The organism is Jiangella sp. DSM 45060, from assembly GCF_900105175.1.
Classification (GTDB): domain Bacteria; phylum Actinomycetota; class Actinomycetes; order Jiangellales; family Jiangellaceae; genus Jiangella.
Genome location: NZ_LT629771.1, coordinates 4,532,044 through 4,548,846, shown reverse-complemented (window position 1 = coordinate 4,548,846; position 16,803 = coordinate 4,532,044). Strand labels below are relative to the sequence as shown.

The 16,803-nt window shown below is 73.3% G+C and carries 13 protein-coding genes; 3 read left to right on the top strand and 10 right to left on the bottom strand.

From position 1 onward, the window contains the following. Positions 1-49 precede the first annotated feature (49 nt). From BLU82_RS20235 to BLU82_RS20205, 7 genes are all read right to left on the bottom strand, one after another. On the bottom strand, positions 50-1,132 hold the full coding sequence (locus BLU82_RS20235) for a sugar ABC transporter substrate-binding protein (protein WP_092622896.1): 1,083 nt from the start codon (positions 1,130-1,132) through the stop codon (positions 50-52). A 147-nt stretch (positions 1,133-1,279) separates the two neighbouring features. Further along, positions 1,280-2,437: an ROK family transcriptional regulator gene (locus tag BLU82_RS20230; protein WP_092622895.1), complete on the bottom strand. Its 1,158-nt coding sequence runs from the start codon at positions 2,435-2,437 to the stop codon at positions 1,280-1,282. 86 nt (positions 2,438-2,523) lie between these two features. Further along, positions 2,524-3,675 (bottom strand): sugar ABC transporter permease, encoded by a 1,152-nt coding sequence (locus BLU82_RS20225; RefSeq protein ID WP_157741150.1) that lies wholly within the window; start codon positions 3,673-3,675, stop codon positions 2,524-2,526. Beyond that, a complete protein-coding gene (locus tag BLU82_RS20220; RefSeq protein ID WP_092622893.1) occupies positions 3,672-4,766 on the bottom strand; it encodes a substrate-binding domain-containing protein in 1,095 nt (364 codons plus the stop codon). Before BLU82_RS20220 ends, BLU82_RS20225 begins: the two co-directional genes overlap by 4 nt. Further along, positions 4,763-5,458, bottom strand: coding sequence for a response regulator transcription factor (locus BLU82_RS20215; RefSeq protein WP_092622892.1), 696 nt, complete (start codon positions 5,456-5,458; stop codon positions 4,763-4,765). Before BLU82_RS20215 ends, BLU82_RS20220 begins: the two co-directional genes overlap by 4 nt. Beyond that, positions 5,451-7,847 (bottom strand): ATP-binding cassette domain-containing protein, encoded by a 2,397-nt coding sequence (locus BLU82_RS20210; RefSeq protein ID WP_172885655.1) that lies wholly within the window; start codon positions 7,845-7,847, stop codon positions 5,451-5,453. Before BLU82_RS20210 ends, BLU82_RS20215 begins: the two co-directional genes overlap by 8 nt. 43 nt (positions 7,848-7,890) lie before the next feature. Then, positions 7,891-8,670, bottom strand: coding sequence for an NAD(P)H-binding protein (locus BLU82_RS20205; protein WP_092622890.1), 780 nt, complete (start codon positions 8,668-8,670; stop codon positions 7,891-7,893). A 96-nt stretch (positions 8,671-8,766) separates the two neighbouring features. Here BLU82_RS20205 and BLU82_RS20200 point away from each other — a divergent pair, with 96 nt between their 5' ends. After that, positions 8,767-9,147: a helix-turn-helix domain-containing protein gene (locus BLU82_RS20200; protein WP_092622889.1), complete on the top strand. Its 381-nt coding sequence runs from the start codon at positions 8,767-8,769 to the stop codon at positions 9,145-9,147. On the opposite strand, the gene BLU82_RS20195 is transcribed toward BLU82_RS20200, so the two are convergent. The 3 genes from BLU82_RS20195 to BLU82_RS20185 all read right to left on the bottom strand — a co-directional run bounded on the left by BLU82_RS20195 (position 9,144) and on the right by BLU82_RS20185 (position 11,678). Further along, complete coding sequence (locus tag BLU82_RS20195) at positions 9,144-9,347, bottom strand: hypothetical protein (protein ID WP_092622888.1); 204 nt, start codon at positions 9,345-9,347, stop codon at positions 9,144-9,146. The genes BLU82_RS20200 and BLU82_RS20195 overlap by 4 nt on opposite strands. A 113-nt stretch (positions 9,348-9,460) precedes the next feature. Continuing rightward, positions 9,461-10,954: an APC family permease gene (locus BLU82_RS20190; RefSeq protein WP_370246325.1), complete on the bottom strand. Its 1,494-nt coding sequence runs from the start codon at positions 10,952-10,954 to the stop codon at positions 9,461-9,463. A gap of 100 nt (positions 10,955-11,054) precedes the next feature. Continuing rightward, on the bottom strand, positions 11,055-11,678 hold the full coding sequence (locus BLU82_RS20185) for a GPP34 family phosphoprotein (RefSeq protein ID WP_157741149.1): 624 nt from the start codon (positions 11,676-11,678) through the stop codon (positions 11,055-11,057). A 303-nt stretch (positions 11,679-11,981) separates the two neighbouring features. On the opposite strand from BLU82_RS20185, the gene BLU82_RS20180 reads away from it, so the two are divergent. Together BLU82_RS20180 and BLU82_RS20175 are read left to right on the top strand one after the other, a co-directional pair. Beyond that, entirely contained in the window at positions 11,982-13,907 is a 1,926-nt protein-coding gene (locus BLU82_RS20180; RefSeq protein WP_231947540.1) for a primary-amine oxidase, read from the top strand. 162 nt (positions 13,908-14,069) lie between these two features. Next, the gene (locus BLU82_RS20175) at positions 14,070-16,721 is read left to right on the top strand and encodes a M64 family metallopeptidase (RefSeq protein ID WP_092622885.1); all 2,652 of its coding nucleotides are present in this window, start codon (positions 14,070-14,072) and stop codon (positions 16,719-16,721) included. Positions 16,722-16,803: the final 82 nt, after the last annotated feature.

Sequence of the window (16,803 nt, the reverse complement as noted above, 5' to 3'; positions counted from 1 at the left end):
CAAGGGTGGCACCGACCTGGGTCGATGCCACCCTCGTCGTCTCGACGGATCAGCTGAGACCGGCGGCCGCGCAGGCGTCCGCGTAGTCGTCGGTGCAGATGTCCTCGACCGTCCAGAAGTCGTCGGCCACGACGGTGTCGGCGACGTTGTCGGTCGTGACCACGATCGGGTCGAGGATCAGCGACGGCACGCCCTGGAAGTCGGTGGTGTCGGCGACCTCCTCGCCGTTGACGATCGAGATGGCCATCTCGGCGGCGCCCTCGGCCTCGCCCTTGATCGGCTTGTAGATCGTCATGTACTGCTCACCTGCGACGATGCGCTGGATGGCGGCCAGTTCGGCGTCCTGACCGGTCACCGGCGGCAGCTGGTCGGCCGGCAGCCCGGCGCCGGTGAGCGCCGCGATGACGCCGCCGGCCTGGCCGTCGTTGGCGGCGTAGACACCGGCCAGCGTCGTGGGATCGATGGTGTCCAGCTGGTCCGTCGTCCAGGCCTGCGCGTTGTCCGGGCTCCAGTCCGGGTTGTCGTACTCGCCGACGACGGTGAGCTCGCTGCCGTCGATGACGCTGTGCGCGCCGGACTTGAACATGGCCGCGTTCGGGTCGTCGGGCGAGCCGTTCAGCATGAGCACGTCGCCCGCACCGCCGACCGCGTCGACCAGCGCCTGGCCCTGCAGTTCGCCGACCTTCTCGTTGTCGAACGAGGTGTAGTAGTCGGCGCCCTCGATGAAGCGGTCGTAGGCGATGACGGGGATCTCGGCCGCCTGCGCGTCGGCCACCAGCGCCGCCGCGGCCTGGCCGTTCACCGGGTCCAGCACCATGACGTCGACGCCCTGCGAGATGGCGGTGTCGACCTGCTCGGCCTGCTTGGTCTCGTCCTGGTCGGCGTTGAAGTAGTTGATCTCGCAGTCAGAGCACAGCTCCTGGACCTTGGCCTCGAACAGCGGGCGGTCGAACGCCTCGTAGCGGGCGGTGGCCGACTCGGGCAGCAGCAGGGCGATGGTGGCGCCGCCGTCGCCGCCCGCGGTCTCGTCGCTTCCGCCGCCGTTCTCCTCGTTGGCGCCACAGGCGGCCAGCGCGCCGGCGGCCAGGGCGAGGACTGCGAAGACGGCAGCCCGTCGATTGGGCTGGTGCACGGTGAAACCCTCCTTTGGGTTCAGCCCCCGCCGACAGCTCGGCCGGGTGAGGTCGAGTGTGGAACGGCGGCAGGTTGCCGTCAAGGCTCAAATACATTACGCGTTTACATCTTGTTTATGCGTTCGTATTTCGACAGCAATAGGGAGTTATTCGCCCGCGGTGAGGGACGCGACCAGCGCGCCCACCGCTTCGGTGCCCTCACCGAGCGGCGAGATCGCGACGCGGGTCCGCTCGGCCACGCCGGGCAGCACCGCCCGGCGGAAGCCCTGGCGGACGGGGCCGAGCCAGGCGTCGCCGGCGGCGAGGAGCGGGCCGCCGAGCGCGATGTCGGCGGGGTTGAGGATCATCGCGAGCCAGCCGAGGCCGCGTCCGAGCAGCTCGCCGGCGTCCTCGAGCACGTGCACGGCCACCGGGTGGCCGTCGTTGATGAGGCCGAGCACCTCGTCGAGTCCGAGGTCGCGCTGCAGCGCCGAGCTCAGCGCCGTCCGCACCGACTCCGCCGACCCGACGGTCTCGAGGCAGCCGCGCCGCCCGCAGCGGCACACCACCGACAGCCCGGGATCGAGCGCGAGGTGGCCGATCTCGCCGGCCGCGCCGGAGTCGCCGCGCAGCAGGTCGCCGCCGACGGCCACGCCGGCGCCGATGCCGGAGCCGACCTTGACGAACACCACCGACCGGCCGGCACCCGCCCGGCGGGCCAGCGCGAGCGCGCCGAGGTTCGCGTCGTTCTCCACGACGACCGGCCGGCCGAGCAGCCGCGCCACCTCGTCGCGCAGCGGGAACCCGACCAGCGCGGGCAGGATCGCGGTCTCGGTGACGACGCCGGTCGCGGTGTCGATGGGCGCGGGGACCCCGACGGCGACGCCGGCGATCTGGGCGCTGGTGAGCCCGGCCTCCTGGCGCACCGACGCCGCGAGCGCGCCGATGACGTCGAGCACGGTGTCGGGGCGCAGCCCGCCGTCGAGGACGACGGCCGACTCGGCCAGCACGTCGCCGGGCGCGGCGCCGGCGACCACCTTGACGTGCGTGCGCCCGAGGTCGACCCCGATGCCGTAGCGCTGCCGCACCGGCGCCCGCTCGACCAGCCGGCTGCGCCGGCCGTTCGCCACGCCCTGCCGCACGACCAGCTCGCCCTCGTCGACGAGGGCGCGGACCAGCCCGGAGATGGTGGCCGGGGCGAGTCCGGTCAGCCGCGCCAGCTCGGCCTGACTGACCGCCTGCGCGGCCGGCAGCGCTCCCAGCAGCCGCCGCCGGTTGGCCAGCCGCAGGGCGGACAGCGAGCCAGGGCCGGTCGCGTCAGGCACGTCGGCTCACCTCCGCCGGGGGTTACGGAAGCCCGTTGACGTCACAGCGTGAACGCTACACCCCCGCGCAAGCCGCCCTCGGACGGCTAGCGGCCGGGCCGCGAATGCTCCCGGAACGGGGTCACCTCGGCACGGTGCGCCAGGGTGTCCAGCCCAACGGCGACGGCGAGGACGAGGCCGGTGGCGATGAGCCGGATCGGCGACGACGCGCCCATGAGGTCCAGCCCGTTGGCCAGCGACCCGACGACGAGCGCACCCAGCAGGGCGGACCACACCGTGCCGCGGCCGCCGAACAGGCTGGTGCCGCCGATCGCCGCGGCCGCCACGGCCGTCAGCATGAGGTCGGTGCTGCCCGACGACTGGTTGACGGCGAGCAGGCGCGACGCCGCGAGGATGCCGCCGGTGACGGCCAGCACGGAGGCCAGCATGAACACCACCAGCCGGATGCGGTCGACGGCGATGCCCGCCCTCCGCGCCCCCGACGCGTTGCTCCCCGTCGCCACCGCGTGCCGGCCGAGCTTCGTGCGCCGGACCATGAGGTCGCCGCCGGCCAGCAGCAGCAGGAACACCACGACGGCCAGCGGCACGCCGCGGTCGGCGTTGAACACGGCGGCCGCCACCGGTGCGCCGATGCCCGCGACCACCCAGGGCCAGACCCGCCGCGCCGGCCGGTCGCGTTCGCGGTGCAGCGACCCGACGATCGCCAGGACGGCGCCCGCCGTCACCGCCGCGGCCAGCGCCCACCCGGCGGCCGGCGCCAGGAACGTCCCCGCGATGGCCACCAGCTGCGGGTCGTCGATGTTGACCGTCCCGGTGTCGCCGAGCACCAGCAGCAGCGCGCCCTGCCACGTCAGCAGCCCGGCCAGCGTCACCACGAACGACGGCACGCCGACCCGCGTCACCATGGCGGCGTGCGCGAGCCCGACCAGCGCGCCGGTCGCCAGCCCGGCGAGGATCGCGAGGACCGCCGGCCAGTCCTGCTTGACGCTGAGCACGGCGGTGACGGCCGCGCCGAACCCGGACACCGCGCCGACGGAGAGGTCGATCTCGCCGATCAGCAGCACGAGGACGACGGCCACCGCCACGGCGCCGACGGCGACGATCTGCAGCATGAGGTTGGTGAGGTTCACCGCGGACAGGAACCGCGGGTTGCTCAGGCTCATCACCAGCCAGATGACGGCGAGCGCGGCCGGCGGCGCCCAGCGGCCGAGCCGGGCCGGCGACACCGAGCCGCTCACGGCGCGCCGTCCGCGGCCAGGCCGGCGGCGGCGCACTCGGCGGCCAGCCCTTCGCAGATCTCGTCGACCGTCCAGAACCCGTCGGCGACCACGGTCGCGGCGATGGTGTCGCGGGTGACGGCGACGGGCGTCAGCATGAGCGCCGGCACGCGACCGTGCCCGTTGTCGACCCAGCCGGTGCGCAGCCCGTCCGGCGGCTCGCCGGTCCGGGCCAGGCCGACGGCGACGTCGGCGGCCGCCTCCGCCTGCGTGCGCACGGCCTTGTAGACGGTCATGTACTGCTCGCCGGTGAGGATGCGGCGCACGGCCGCCAGCTCGGCGTCCTGCCCGGTGACCGGGGGCAACGGGTCCAGCCCGGCCGCCTTCATCGCGGCGATGGCGCCGCCGGCCATGCCGTCGTTGGCCGCGTAGACGCCGGCGACGCGGTCGCGGCCGAGCGTCGTCAGGGCCCGCTCCATGGCCTCCTGCGCCTGGTCGGGCGACCAGTCGGGCACGTCGACCTCGGCGCCGACGGCGACCCCGGCGCCGTCGAGCACGCTGTGCGCCCCGCGCCGGAACAGTGCCGAGTTGTCGTCGGTGGGCGAGCCGTTCAGCACCACCAGCTCGCCGTCGGTGCCGCCGACGGCGGCCAGCAGCACCTCGGCCTGCAACTGGCCGACCTGCTCGTTGTCGAACGTGACGTGGAAGTCGACCGGTGCGTCGAGCACCAGCCGGTCGTAGCTCACCACCGGGACGCCCGCCGCGTGCGCCTGCCGGACGATGACCGACGCCGACCGGGAGTCGACGGGGTCGAGGACCAGCACGTCGGCGCCGTTGGTGAGCGCCGCCTCGGCCTGCGCCTGCTGGTGCGCGGCGTCCTGGTCGGCGTTGCTGACCAGCGTCTCGCACTCGGCGCAGATCTCGTGGACGCGGTCGACGAACGCCGGGCGGTCGTGCGACTCGTACCGGGCGGTCTTGTTCTCCGGCAGCAGCAGCGCGATCTGCAGCTCGCCGTCGCCGCCGGCGCCGGACGTGCCGGCCGCGCCGCAGGCGCCCAGCGCCAGGACGATCACCGCGGGCAGGGCGGCGGCGAGCAGGCGGCGGGCCATCATCGGTCCGTCGTGAACCGGTAGCCGGCCCGCGGCTCGGTGACGATCAGCTCGGCGCCGTCGGGCCCCTCCAGCTTGGCCCGCAGCCGCCCGACGTACACGCGGGTGTACTCCGTCTGCGTCTCGTAGCCCGGGCCCCAGACCCGGCGCAGCAGCTCGGCGTGGGTCAGCAGCCGGCCGGGGTGCATCGCCAGCTCGCGCAGCAGCGCGTACTCGGTGCGGGTGAGGTGCACCCGCTTGCCGCCCTTCGTGACCAGCTGGGCGTCGAAGTCGATGCGGACGTCGCCGACGCGGACCTGCGGCGCCACCAGCCGCGGCTCGGCCGGCCGGGCCCGGCGCAGCATGGCGTTGATGCGGGCCAGCAGCTCCTCGATGCCGAACGGCTTGGTGAGGTAGTCGTCGGCGCCGAGGTTCAGCGCCCGCACCTTGTCGGTCTCGCCGCGCCGCGCGGACAGCACGATGATGCCGACGTCGGAGCGGTCGCGCACCGCCCAGCACAGGTCGAAGCCGTCGCGGCCGGGCAGCATGAGGTCGAGCAGCACGACGTCGGGCGCGGCCTGGTCGAGCAGCCGCAGCACGTCGGAGCCGTCGGTCGACACCACCACCCGGTAGCCGCGGGCGGTGAGGTTGGACCGCAGGACGTCGACGATGATGCGGTCGTCCTCGACGATGAGGACGCCGGGCTCCTCAGCCATCGCTCTCCTCGCCTTCGGCGGGCTCGACCGGCAGCGTGACGCGGAAGCCCGACTCCGCCCCGGTGGCCAGCTCGACCCGGCCGCCGTGCGCCTCGGCGATGCCGCGGACGATGGCGAGGCCCAGGCCGGCGCCGGTGCTGCCCTCGCCGCGCACCCGCGGCTCGAAGACGCGCTCCGCGACGTCCGCCGGGATGCCCGGGCCGTCGTCGCTGACCAGCACCTCGACCGACGCGCCGCCGTCGACGGCCGCGGCGGCGACGCGGACGGCGCCGTCGGGCCCGCCGTGGCGGACCGCGTTCTCCAGCAGGTTGACGAACACCTGCTCGAGGCGGTCGTGGTCGGCCCAGATCGGCGGAAGGCCCGCGGCGACGCCGATCTTGACCCGGCCGGGGTGCGGCACGCAGCTGCGCGCCGCCTCGAGCACCAGCCGCACGTCCGTCCAGTCCGGACGCAGCCGCAGCAGCCCGGACTCGATGGCGGAGGAGTCGAGGAGGTCGCCGACCAGGCGCTCCATGCGCGCGGACTCGGTGGTGATGGCGGCGAGGAAGCGGTCGATCGACTCGGGGTCCCAGACGAGGTCGGGCTGCTGCAGCGTGGAGGCGTAGCCGTGGATCGCGGTCAGAGGCGTGCGCAGCTCGTGGCTGAGGTGCTGCAGCACCTCGCGCTGCAGCTGCTGCGACCGGCGGGCGGCGGCCGCCTCGCGGCGCGCGCGTTCCAGCATCTCTCGCTCCAGCGCCAGCGCGAGCGAGCGGCGGGCGTCGTCGAGCAGCTCGACGGCGTCGCGGCCGGGCTCCGCGGGATCGTCCCAGCGGGCCAGCAGCAGCCCGGTGCCGCCGGGGATCGGCAGCCCCGCGAGCGCCAGGCCGTCGCCGATGCGCCGTGGCCGGTCGGTGCCGGTGGGCGCGGCCTCGGCCAGCGCCTTCAGGTCCGAACCAGCTGTGTTGTCCAGGTCGATGTGCACCCAGCGCGCCTCGCCGCCGGTCAGCTCGGCGACGTCGGTGAGCAGCATGCCGGCGGCGCGGGCGCCGAGGCCGCGGCAGAGCGCGAGCAGCGCGGCGGACAGGCCGCCGTCGACGCGGTCGGGTCCGGCCAGTGTCTCGAGCATGGCCCGCAGCGACTCGAGGATCTCGTTGCGCCGGCTCACCTCCTCGATCAGCCGCTCGCGCTCGATGGCGCTGGCGGCGTGGCCGGCGTAGAGCGAGACCAGCTCGCGGCGGTCGGCGTCGAGGCGGCCGGCGGACGTGCTGAAGCCGGTGATGGTGCCGAGGACACCGGTCGAGCCGACGATCGGCGCCGACCACGCGCTGCGCACGCCGGCCGCGGCGGCCCGTTCCAGGTACCCCGTCCACGTGGCGTCGTCGCTGGTGTCGTCGATGACCACCAGTTGCCCGAGCGCCGCCGCCGCGCCGACCAGCCCGCCGGCCGAGCCGACCGGGACCAGTTCGGCGTCGTCGGCCAGCGCCGGCGGCAGCCCGATGGCGGCGGTGCGGCGCAGCAGCGGCCCGCGCGGCGCGTGGTCGAGCAGGTGCACGCAGAGCATGTCCTGGTCGAGCGCGGCCGCGGTGGCCGAGACGACGAGCGGCAGCGACGCGGCGGGGTCGGCGGCGGAGAGCTGCTCGACCAGGCTCTTGAGGCGGTTCAGCTGCCGCCGCGCCGCCGACTCGGTCTCGATGCCCGACATCAGCGCCGCGACGTCGTCGGAGTGCACCTCGGCCGGCGACACCCCGGCGACGATGCGGCCGTGGCGCAGCACGACGATGCGGTCGGCCAGCGCGAACACCTCGTCGAGGTCGTGGCTGACCAGCACGATGGCCCGGCCGTCGTCGCGCAGGTCGCTCAGCACGCGCATGATCTCGGCCCGGCGCAGCACGCTCAGCGAGGCGGTCGGCTCGTCCAGCACCAGCAGGTCGGCGCCGGTGGACAGCGCCCGGGCCAGCGCGACCTCCTGCCGCTGCCCGCGCGAGAGGGTGTCGACCCGGGCCCGGACGTCGGTGAGCTGCGAGCCGAACCGCTCCAGTGCCTGCCGGGCGTCGGCGGCCATGCGGCTCTCGGCCAGCAGCAGCCGGGAGTGCTCGCGGCCGAGGAAGACGTTCGCGACGACGTCGAGGTCGTCGCAGAGCCCGAGGTCCTGCCAGACGACGGCGACCGGCGCCTTCGCGCCGTCGGCGGCCACCACCACGTGGCCCTCGTCGACGTCGGTGTCGCCGGCGATGCAGCGGACCAGCGTGGACTTGCCGGCGCCGTTCTCGCCGACGACGGCGACGATCTCGCCGCCGCGCACGCTCAGCGTGACGCCGTCGAGCGCGCGCAGCCGTCCGTAGCGCTTGGTGACGCCGCGCAGCTCGAGGATCGGCGCGGCGCTGCCGCGGCGGCCGTCGCCGTCGGTCATCCCCCCATCTTCGCCGACGACGGCCGGGCTCGCCATCGGCGCATCATGCCAGCGTGCGGACGAACTCCTCCACCGTCGTCGCGGGACGGCCGAGCAGCCGTTCCAGGTCCGGCGTCGGCGTGCCGAACTGGGGGAGCCGCAGCAGCGGCAGGACGAACGCCATGCCGGACTCGTCGTCGGAGACCTCCCGGTACGGCACCCCGAGCGCCTCGGCCAGCCGCGGGTACGTCCATCCGGGGCCGCGCAGCTCGTACACGGCGCCCTCGTGACCGTCGCCGGTGAGCACCGCGCTCGCCGCCAGGGCCAGGTCCGCGATCGTCGCCGTCACCAGTGGCTGCCCGATCGCCGGCGCGGTCACTTCGGCGGCCGTCGCCACGTCCGGCCGCACCAGCTCCTCGGTGTAGAAGGTGTTGCGCAGGAACGTGTACGCGAGGCCGGCGTCGCGGATCGCCCGCTCGGTCGTCGTGTGGTCGGCCAGGAAGCTCGCGCCGTCCTCGGCGGTGATGGCGCTGGTGTAGACGACGTGCCCCACCTTCGCCGTCGCCGCCGCGGCGACGACGTTCGCGTGCTGGCGGGCCCGCACCCCCGGCGTCGTGTCGGAGGCGGAGACGAACAGCAGCCGGTCGGCGCCGTCGAAGGCGCGCTCCAGGCTCGCCGGGTCGTCGTAGTCGGCCTCGCGGACGCCGACGCCGCGCTCGGCGAGCCGGCGCGCCTTCCCGGGGTCGCGCGCCCCGACGGCGACCTCGCCGGCCGGCATCTTCGCGATCAGGTCCTCGACCACCACGGGCCCGAACCGGCCGGTCGCCCCGGTCACCACGATCATGTGCGTCTCCTTGTCTTGGCTGCTGTCCAGAGCGACGCTAACCTGGAGACTCACCAGATGAAAGTACGTACCTTGAGGTAACCAACGGAGGCCGACGTGAGCACCGAGGTCAGCAGCGGGTGGCCGGCACGGACCGGTGACGTGTTCGACCCGAACTGCCCGTCGCGGGGCGTGCTCGAGCACGTCACCAGCCGGTGGGGCGTGCTCGTCCTGGCCGCACTGGGGGAGCGGGAGCTGCGGTTCGGCGAACTCCACCGGCGCATCGGCGGAGTGAGCCAGAAGATGCTGGCCCAGACGCTGCGCGCTCTGGCGGCCGACGGCTTCGTCGAGCGGACGGTCGTCCCGGCGGCGCCGCCGCAGGTCAGCTACCGGCTGACGGACACCGGCGAGCAGGTCGCCGCGCACGTCGCCGGGCTGGTCGGCTGGATCGAGCGGCAGCTGCCGCGGATCCTCGCCGCCCGGGAGGCCGCGCTCTAGTCGTCGTCCTCGTTCTCGTCCTCGTCGTCCTCGGGCGGGATGCCCGGCGACTCCGAGCCGTATCCGGGTGCGGGCACCGGGTTGCCCGGCGACTCCGAACCGCGGTCGGGCGGGGGCACCGGTACGCCCGGCGACTCCGAGCCCTCTCCGGGTGTGGTCGTCGGCTCGCCCGGCGACTCCGAGCCTTCACGGTGTGCCATGGGAGTCCCCCTTCTCGATCCCGCCGAGTGGTCGAGTACCCGGACGGCTCCGGCCGAAACACGCGACGTGCCCCGCCGCGCCGGGTGGCGCGACGGGGCACGGGGTGCGGCGGTCAGCGCAGGGACGGCTCGCCCTGCTCGTCCTCCTCCTGGCCCGAGAGGTCCAGGACGGAGATGCCGGTGGCCGCGTTGGCGCCCTGGCCGATGGCGTCGTACACGTCCGGGCGGGCCGACTTGAGGAACCGCGCCCACAGCAGGCCGGCCAGCGCCGCGATGAGGAACAGACCGGGCAGGATCCACCGCTCCGGCGCGTCCGGCGCGACGCCGATGAGGACGTCGTAGTTCGCGATGGCCAGGATCACGACGATCACCAGCAGGATCATCGCCAGCACCGGGGCGATGGCCCGGCGCCACACGTTCTCTCCGGACGGGTGCCGGGCGAAGAACACGATCACGGCCACGGAGGTGAGCGTCACCAGCGCCAGCACACCGAACCCGCCGGTCGTGCCGAGGTTGAAGAACAGCTGCACCAGCGGGTCGAGGTCGAAGAACGCGTAGATCAGGATGACCACGAGAGCGATGACGCTCTGCACGATCGACGCGGCCACCGGGGCGCCCGACGACGGCGACGTGCGGCCGAGCACGCTGGGCAGCACCCTTTCGCGGCCGAGCGCGAAGACGTACCGGGCGACGGTGTTGTGGAACGAGATCATCGCGGCGAACACCGATGTCACGAACAGGATCTCGCCGATGTCCACCCACGTGCCGCCGAGGAACTCGTCGGCCTGGACGAAGATCACCCCGTTCTGCAGTTCCTGGGCCATCCCGACGATGTTGTCCGGGCCGGCCGCGACCGTCATCGCCCACGACGCCAGCACGTACACCCCGGCGACGACCGCGATGGAGATGTACGTGGCCAGCGCGATGGTCCGCTTCGGGTTGCGGGACTCCTCCGAGTACACGACCGACGCCTCGAAGCCGACGAAGCCGAGCACCGCGAGCACCAGGATCGCGCCGACCCCGGACTCGAACAGGTTCCCGACCTGCAGTGCCTCGAACGAGACGTCGTCGCCGGCCGGGTTTCCGAGGCTGGCCAGCGCGTAGATGAGGATGATCGCCATCTCGGCCAGCAGCAGCACCGCGAGGATCGTGCCGTTGACGTCGATGCGCAGCACGCCGAGGATGCCGACGATGGCCCACGCGACCAACGCGATCACCCACCAGTCCACGGTGATGCCGAACCACTCATCCAGCTTCGGGCCGGCCGCGATGCCGATGATGCCGTAGAGACCGACCTGCAGCAGGTTGTACGCGAGCAGCGCCATGTAGGCGGCCGCGACGCCGGCGGGCCGGCCCAGACCGTGCGTGACGTAGGTGTAGAACGCGCCGGCGTTGGTGATGTGCCGCGACATCGCGACGTAGCCGACGCTGAACAGGGCCAGCAGCAGCGCGATCGCGACGAACGCGATGGGCAGGCCGATGATGCCGGTGACCGCGAAGCCGGTGGTCACGACTCCGGCGACGACGGTGAGCGGCGTCGCGGCGCTCAGGACGAAGAACACGACGGCAGGGACGCCGAGCCTGTTGCTGGCGAGCGTCCGCGACACGCGGTCGGCGCCCAGGCGGCTCGAATGGGACACGGGGACTCTCCTTGATGGGATCTGCGGGATCTCCGTCGTCGGGGTCGGGGGTGCGCCGGAGGTCGCGCTATCGGGGGCTGAGGGTGGCGTCACCCACAGCTGCTTCGGTATGGGCCAGGACCTCGCGCATCGACATGGGCATCGATCCGACCGCGGCGGCGATGTGGCGCAACGTGACGGCGTCGCCGTCCCACCACACCCCCTTGGTGAAGCCGGTCACCGCGACCAGGCCGGCCAGCATGGCGTCGTGGAAGTCCAGTGGGTCGCCTCGGTTGACCAGTCCGTACAGCCGGTCGGTGGGCCACGCGGCGACCTTCGGGTCGACGGGCAGGTACCGGACCGAGCTGCCGAACAGCTTGCGGGACTTGACCGGTTCGATCTCGCCCTCGCGCGTCAGCCGGACCGCGACCCGCTCGAGCGCGCTCTGGGAGAGGAACGCCAGCCAGGTGCGCAGCGACCGGGTCTGCTGGTCAGCCGTCAGCTGGCGGACGATCCGGTAGCCCAGATCGTCGGCCGGCGGCTGCGCGCCGGTCAATGACAGGGTTCCAGACGCGACGTGCAGGTTGTTGTTGAGGATCAGCTCACCGAGCAGCGCACCGGCCAGCCCGAGCCCTGCGGCCCGTGCGTTCAGCCGGAGCTTGCCGCTGCCGACATCGTGAACGATGTGGAAGAAGTCATTGGCCAGCAGCACTCCGCCTGCACCTCCACCCCGGATGCGAGGACCGGGATGAGAACGGACGGCCGGGGCCATACGGGACAGGGACACGCGCGCTCCCACCCTCGAGACGCGCGTTTCGAACCGACTGCGGTGCTCGCGATGCCGCGTTCCGATTCACGCCCGGTAGTTTGGCCGCCTTTGTCCGCTGAGACAAGAGGCAATTTCAGCGGTAATGCGCCGGACGCCCGAGACGCCTTACATAGTCGCTTTGCGGTGCAATGTCTTGACGACATCGGTGCCGGGCGGCGAGTCTATGGCGTTGTGACGGTCACGCCCGTGCGCACGCACCCGCTCCAGCGCCTGTCCGCGGACGAGATCCGCGCGGCCCGCGCTCTCCTCGACGACAACGGCCTGGTCACCGCGTCGACGAAGTTCGCGCTGCTCGGCCTGGAGGAACCGGACAAGCTGACGGTGCTCGGCCACCGCGACGGCGACCCCGTCGACCGCCGCATCCGCGCCGTCCTGCTCGACCTCGAGACCGGCGCCGCTCGCACCGTCATCGCCTCGCTCTCCCGCGGCGCCGTCGACTCCGTCGAGACGGTCGACCCGGTCACCGACGGCCAGCCGCCGATCCTGCTCGAGGAAGTGCTGACCGTCGACGAGATCGTCAAGGCCGACCCCGGCTGGCGCGCGGCCATGGAGCGCCGCGGCATCACCGACCTCGACCTCGTCCGCCCGTGCCCGCTCGCGGCCGGCAACTTCGGCATCCCCAGCGAGCGCGGCCGCCGGGTGCTGCACGTGCTGTCGTTCCTGCAGCACCGGCCCGAGGACCACGCCTGGGCGCACCCCATCGACGGCGTCGTCGCCTACGTGGACCTCATCGAGAAGACCGTCATCGAGCTGATCGACGACGCCGTCCTCCCGATCCCGGACGAGGAGGCCAACCACGACGACCCCGCCTACACCGGGCCGCCGCGGACGACCCTGAAGCCGATCGAGATCACCCAGCCCGAGGGGCCGAGCTTCACCGTCGAGGACGACGTCGTCACCTGGGAGAACTGGACCTTCCGGGTCGGCTTCGACCCGCGCGAGGGCCTGGTCCTGCACCAGCTCGGCTGGCGCGACGGCGACCGCGTGCGGCCGATCGTCTACCGGGCGTCGGTGGCCGAGATGGTCGTCCCGTACGCCGACCCCAGTCCGGTGCGGTTCTGGATCAGCTACTTCGACGCCGGCGAGTACCTGCTCGGCCAGCAGGTCAACTCGCTGGAGCTGGGGTGCGACTGCCTCGGCGAGATCCACTACTTCGACGCGGTGCTGGCTGACGGCGACGGCGCGCCGCGCGAGGTCCGCAATGCCGTCTGCCTGCACGAAGAGGACTACGGCGTGCTGTGGAAGCACACCGACATCTTCACCGAGTCGGCCGAGACGCGGCGGCAGCGGCGGCTGGTCATCTCGTTCTTCGTCACCGTCGGCAACTACGACTACGGCTTCTACTGGTACCTGTACCTCGACGGCACCATCCAGCTGGAGGTCAAAGCGACCGGCGTCGTGGCCACGTCGTCCTACAAGTCCGACAGCGCGTACGCGGCGGAGGTGGCGCCGGGCCTGGGTGCGCCGTACCACCAGCACCTCTACTGCGCCCGCCTCGACATGATGGTCGACGGCCTCGACAACGCCGTCGACGAGCTGGAGGTGCAGCCGCTGCCGATCGGCCCGGCCAACCCGAACGGCAACGCCTTCACCCGGCGCTCGACCCGGCTGCGCACCGAGGCCCAGGGCGCGCGCACGGCCGACCCGCTGGCCGGGCGGACGTGGCAGATCTCCAGCTCCGACTCCACCAACCGGCTCGGCCGGCCGGTCGCCTACGAGCTGCGCCCCGAGGGCAAACCGATGCTGCTGGCCGACCCCGCGTCGGCGACGGCCAACCGGGCCGGGTTCGCGACCCGCTCGCTGTGGGTCACCCGCTACGACCCGGCCGAGCGCTATCCCGCCGGCGACCTCGTCAACCAGCACCCCGGCGGCGCCGGCCTGCCCCGCTACGTCGCGGCCGACCGCGCGATCGAGGACCAGGACATCGTGCTCTGGCACACCTTCGGCGCGGTGCACTTCCCGCGCCCGGAGGACTGGCCGGTCATGCCGGTGGACTACGCCGGGTTCACGCTGCGCCCGGTCGGCTTCTTCGACCGCAACCCGACGCTGGACGTGCCCGCGACGCCGTCGCACCACTGCGACCACCACGGCGGCGACCACCACCACGGCTGACCGGCCGGCTCCGACGAACGACGGGGGCGTGGTGCCGAGCTTCCGTCATCTGTCGGGTGCCATGTCACCGTGCGCCCGGTACCGTCGCTGAGCACCATTCTCATCACGGGCCGGACCGCTCCGGCCCGTGACGGGGCACGTGCACGGTGAGACGGAGACCGTATGAAGAAGATCGTCGCCGCGCTCGCGCCGGCGGCACTGTCGGCAGGCCTCCTGACGGTGCCCATGGCGGGCGTCCCGTCGGCCAACGAGGCCCTGCCGCAGTGGCCGGAGGCCGGCAGCGCGCGGGTCGTCCCGCTCCAGGAGACGGGCTCGCCGAACGAGCGCCTCAACCTGATCGTCATCTGCGACGGCTACCAGGCCGACGAGATGGACCGGTGCGAGCAGGACGTCGACCGCAACCAGGCCATCCAGTGGGGCGTGGAGCCGTTCCGCAGCTACCGCGACTACATCAACGTCTACCTGCTGCAGATCGTGTCGCAGGACTCCGGCGTGCGGCGCGACCCGGAGGAGGACGCGTCCGACGAGGTGAGGGACCGCAAGAACACGCCGCTGCGGCTCTGGTACTCCGACGGGCTGACCGACCCCCTGGCCCGCGGCATCACGTACGGCCAAGCGCTGGACCCGGGCGGCTGCCCCGGGCACCCGTCGGGCAACGCCAACCCCACGTACCCGCTGGCGCCGGGCATCCTCGGCGACACCCGGTGCAGCGGCAACCAGCAGCGGGCGATGTACCTGAACTCGTACGTCGCGCCGGCGCTGGGGCTGGAGCCGGGCGTGTTCCGGCCCACCGGCGGCTCGAGCTCCGGGCCGCAGAACGTGCAGACGCTGGCCATCTCGAACACGTTCACCTACGGCGGCATCGGCGGCCGCGACGCGACGGCGTCCGGCGGCAGCCCGCAGTCGCCGCTGATCTCGCTGCACGAGCTGGGCCACTCGCTGGGCACGCTGGCCGACGAGTACCCGTACTCCGACCGGCCGCACCCCGGCCCGCCGCACGGGCCGAACGAACCGAGCTCGTTCCACCACACCCGGCAGACGTCGGAGCAGATGACGGCGAACCAGTCCAAGTGGTGGCGGTGGCTGGGCGAGGAGAGCCTGTCCGGCGGCCCTATCCGCGCCGCCGACGAGGACGGCCACGAGAGCGGCACCTACAACGGCTCGAACGTGTGGCGGCCGAGCTCGCACTCGATGATGCGGTGGATCGGCTTCTACTTCGACCAGGTCGGCCTCGAGCACATGGTCGCGCGGGTCACCGGCCAGCGCGACAAGGGCCGGATGAGCCTGCTGCACACGCCGGCCGGCACCGTCGCCCGCGACGACGTGCTCTGGCTGGAGACCACCCACCCGCGCTTCCACGACCTGGAGATCACCTGGCGGGCCGGCGGTCCGCAGGGCGAGGTCCTCGCCACCGGCGCCCGCGACCTCGACCTCGGCGAGCTGGGTCTCGCGCCCGGCACGACGGTGCACGTCGAGGTCCGCGACCCGGTCGGCCCGGACGGCATCGACTGGGTGCGCAACCCGTCGACGAACAACACCGCCACCGACTCCGGCTACAACGGCCCGCGGTTCGTGCAGACCCGCACCTGGACGGTGGGCGACACGACGGCCGCGCCCGACGCCGTCGCACCGGAGATCACCGGCTCGACCCCCACGACCCGCCCGGTCGCCGGCGACGAGGTCGTGTTCGTCGAGACCACCCACCCGTCGGGCCGCGCCCTGGACGTCGCGTGGACGCTGAACGGCGCGGCGGTGGCCGCGCCCGCTGACGGCCGGACGCTCGACCTCGGCGCGCTGGACCTCCCGGCCGGCACGCACGAGCTGACGGCGACGGTGACGGACCCGGCCGCGCCGGGCGGCTCCGACGCCGCCACCTGGACCGTCGACAACGCCCTGCCGACGGCGCCGCGCACGCTGTCCGAGCCGCTCACCACCATGACGTCGGACTCCGGTCACGGCATCTACTTCGACGGCTGGGACATGTGGCTGGAGCCGCAGGACGACCGCACCGGCTACGAGGGCGAGCCGTACGTCGTCGGCGAGCTGCGGCTCAACGGCGACGGCTGGTTCAACTACTTCGGGTTCCCGGAGCAGCCGATGCCGGAGTCGCCGTTCGAGTTCCGCCACTCCGGCCAGGTCGTCAAGGCGCTGACCTACGGCAACCTCGGCACCGGCGGGCTGTCGAAGGCCGCGTTCGAGCAGAACTACGGCCCGGACGACCCGAACGGACCGTTCGTGCCCGGCTACGGCACGCACACCGTCGAGCACCGCGCCGTCGACCCGGCCGGCAACATCGGCGCGGCGGAGTCGTACACCGCGACGGTCCTGCCGGGCGCCGAGCTGGCGTGCACCCGGACGATCACCGGGCCGCAGGCCGGGTCGCTGCTGGTGACCACCGGCGTGACCTGCCTCGACGGTGCGACGGTGGCCGGCACGGTGACCGTCCGCTCCGGCGCGTCCCTGGTGGTGCGCGACAGCACCGTCAGCGGCAGCCTGCTGGCCGACGGCGCCACCGAGGTCCAGCTGCTCGGCTCGACGCTGGCCGGCCAGGTCCGCGTCACCGGCACGGTGAACGGCGTCACTGCCGCCGGGTCGACGTTCCGCGGCTCGGTCGCCCTGACCGGCAACGGGCGCATCCCGGGCAACCAGTCGGAGGAGCGATTCACGCTGTACGGCGAGGCGTACGGGCCGGTCCTGGCGGGCAACTCGTTCGCCGGCCGGCTCAGCTGCTCCGGCAGCAGCGCGCCCGTGCGCGACTTCGGCGCGGCGAACGAGCTGCGCGGCGTCGCGACCGGGGAGTGCTCGGCGCTCTGACCCGCGCCGCCGCCATGACGGGGCCCGGGCCACCTCCGTGGCCCGGGCCCTGTCGTACCTGGTCACAACGGTCTGGCCGGGC

What these genes read in the sequence shown, in the direction of transcription:
- BLU82_RS20210 (WP_172885655.1), bottom strand. Translation starts at nt 7,847, where the DNA reads ATGACCGACGGCGACGGCCGCCGCGGCAGCGCCGCGCCGATCCTCGAG.
- BLU82_RS20220 (WP_092622893.1), bottom strand. Translation starts at nt 4,766, where the DNA reads ATGATGGCCCGCCGCCTGCTCGCCGCCGCCCTGCCCGCGGTGATCGTC.
- BLU82_RS20175 (WP_092622885.1), top strand. Translation starts at nt 14,070, where the DNA reads ATGAAGAAGATCGTCGCCGCGCTCGCGCCGGCGGCACTGTCGGCAGGC.
- BLU82_RS20205 (WP_092622890.1), bottom strand. Translation starts at nt 8,670, where the DNA reads ATGATCGTGGTGACCGGGGCGACCGGCCGGTTCGGGCCCGTGGTGGTC.
- BLU82_RS20215 (WP_092622892.1), bottom strand. Translation starts at nt 5,458, where the DNA reads ATGGCTGAGGAGCCCGGCGTCCTCATCGTCGAGGACGACCGCATCATC.
- BLU82_RS20195 (WP_092622888.1), bottom strand. Translation starts at nt 9,347, where the DNA reads ATGGCACACCGTGAAGGCTCGGAGTCGCCGGGCGAGCCGACGACCACA.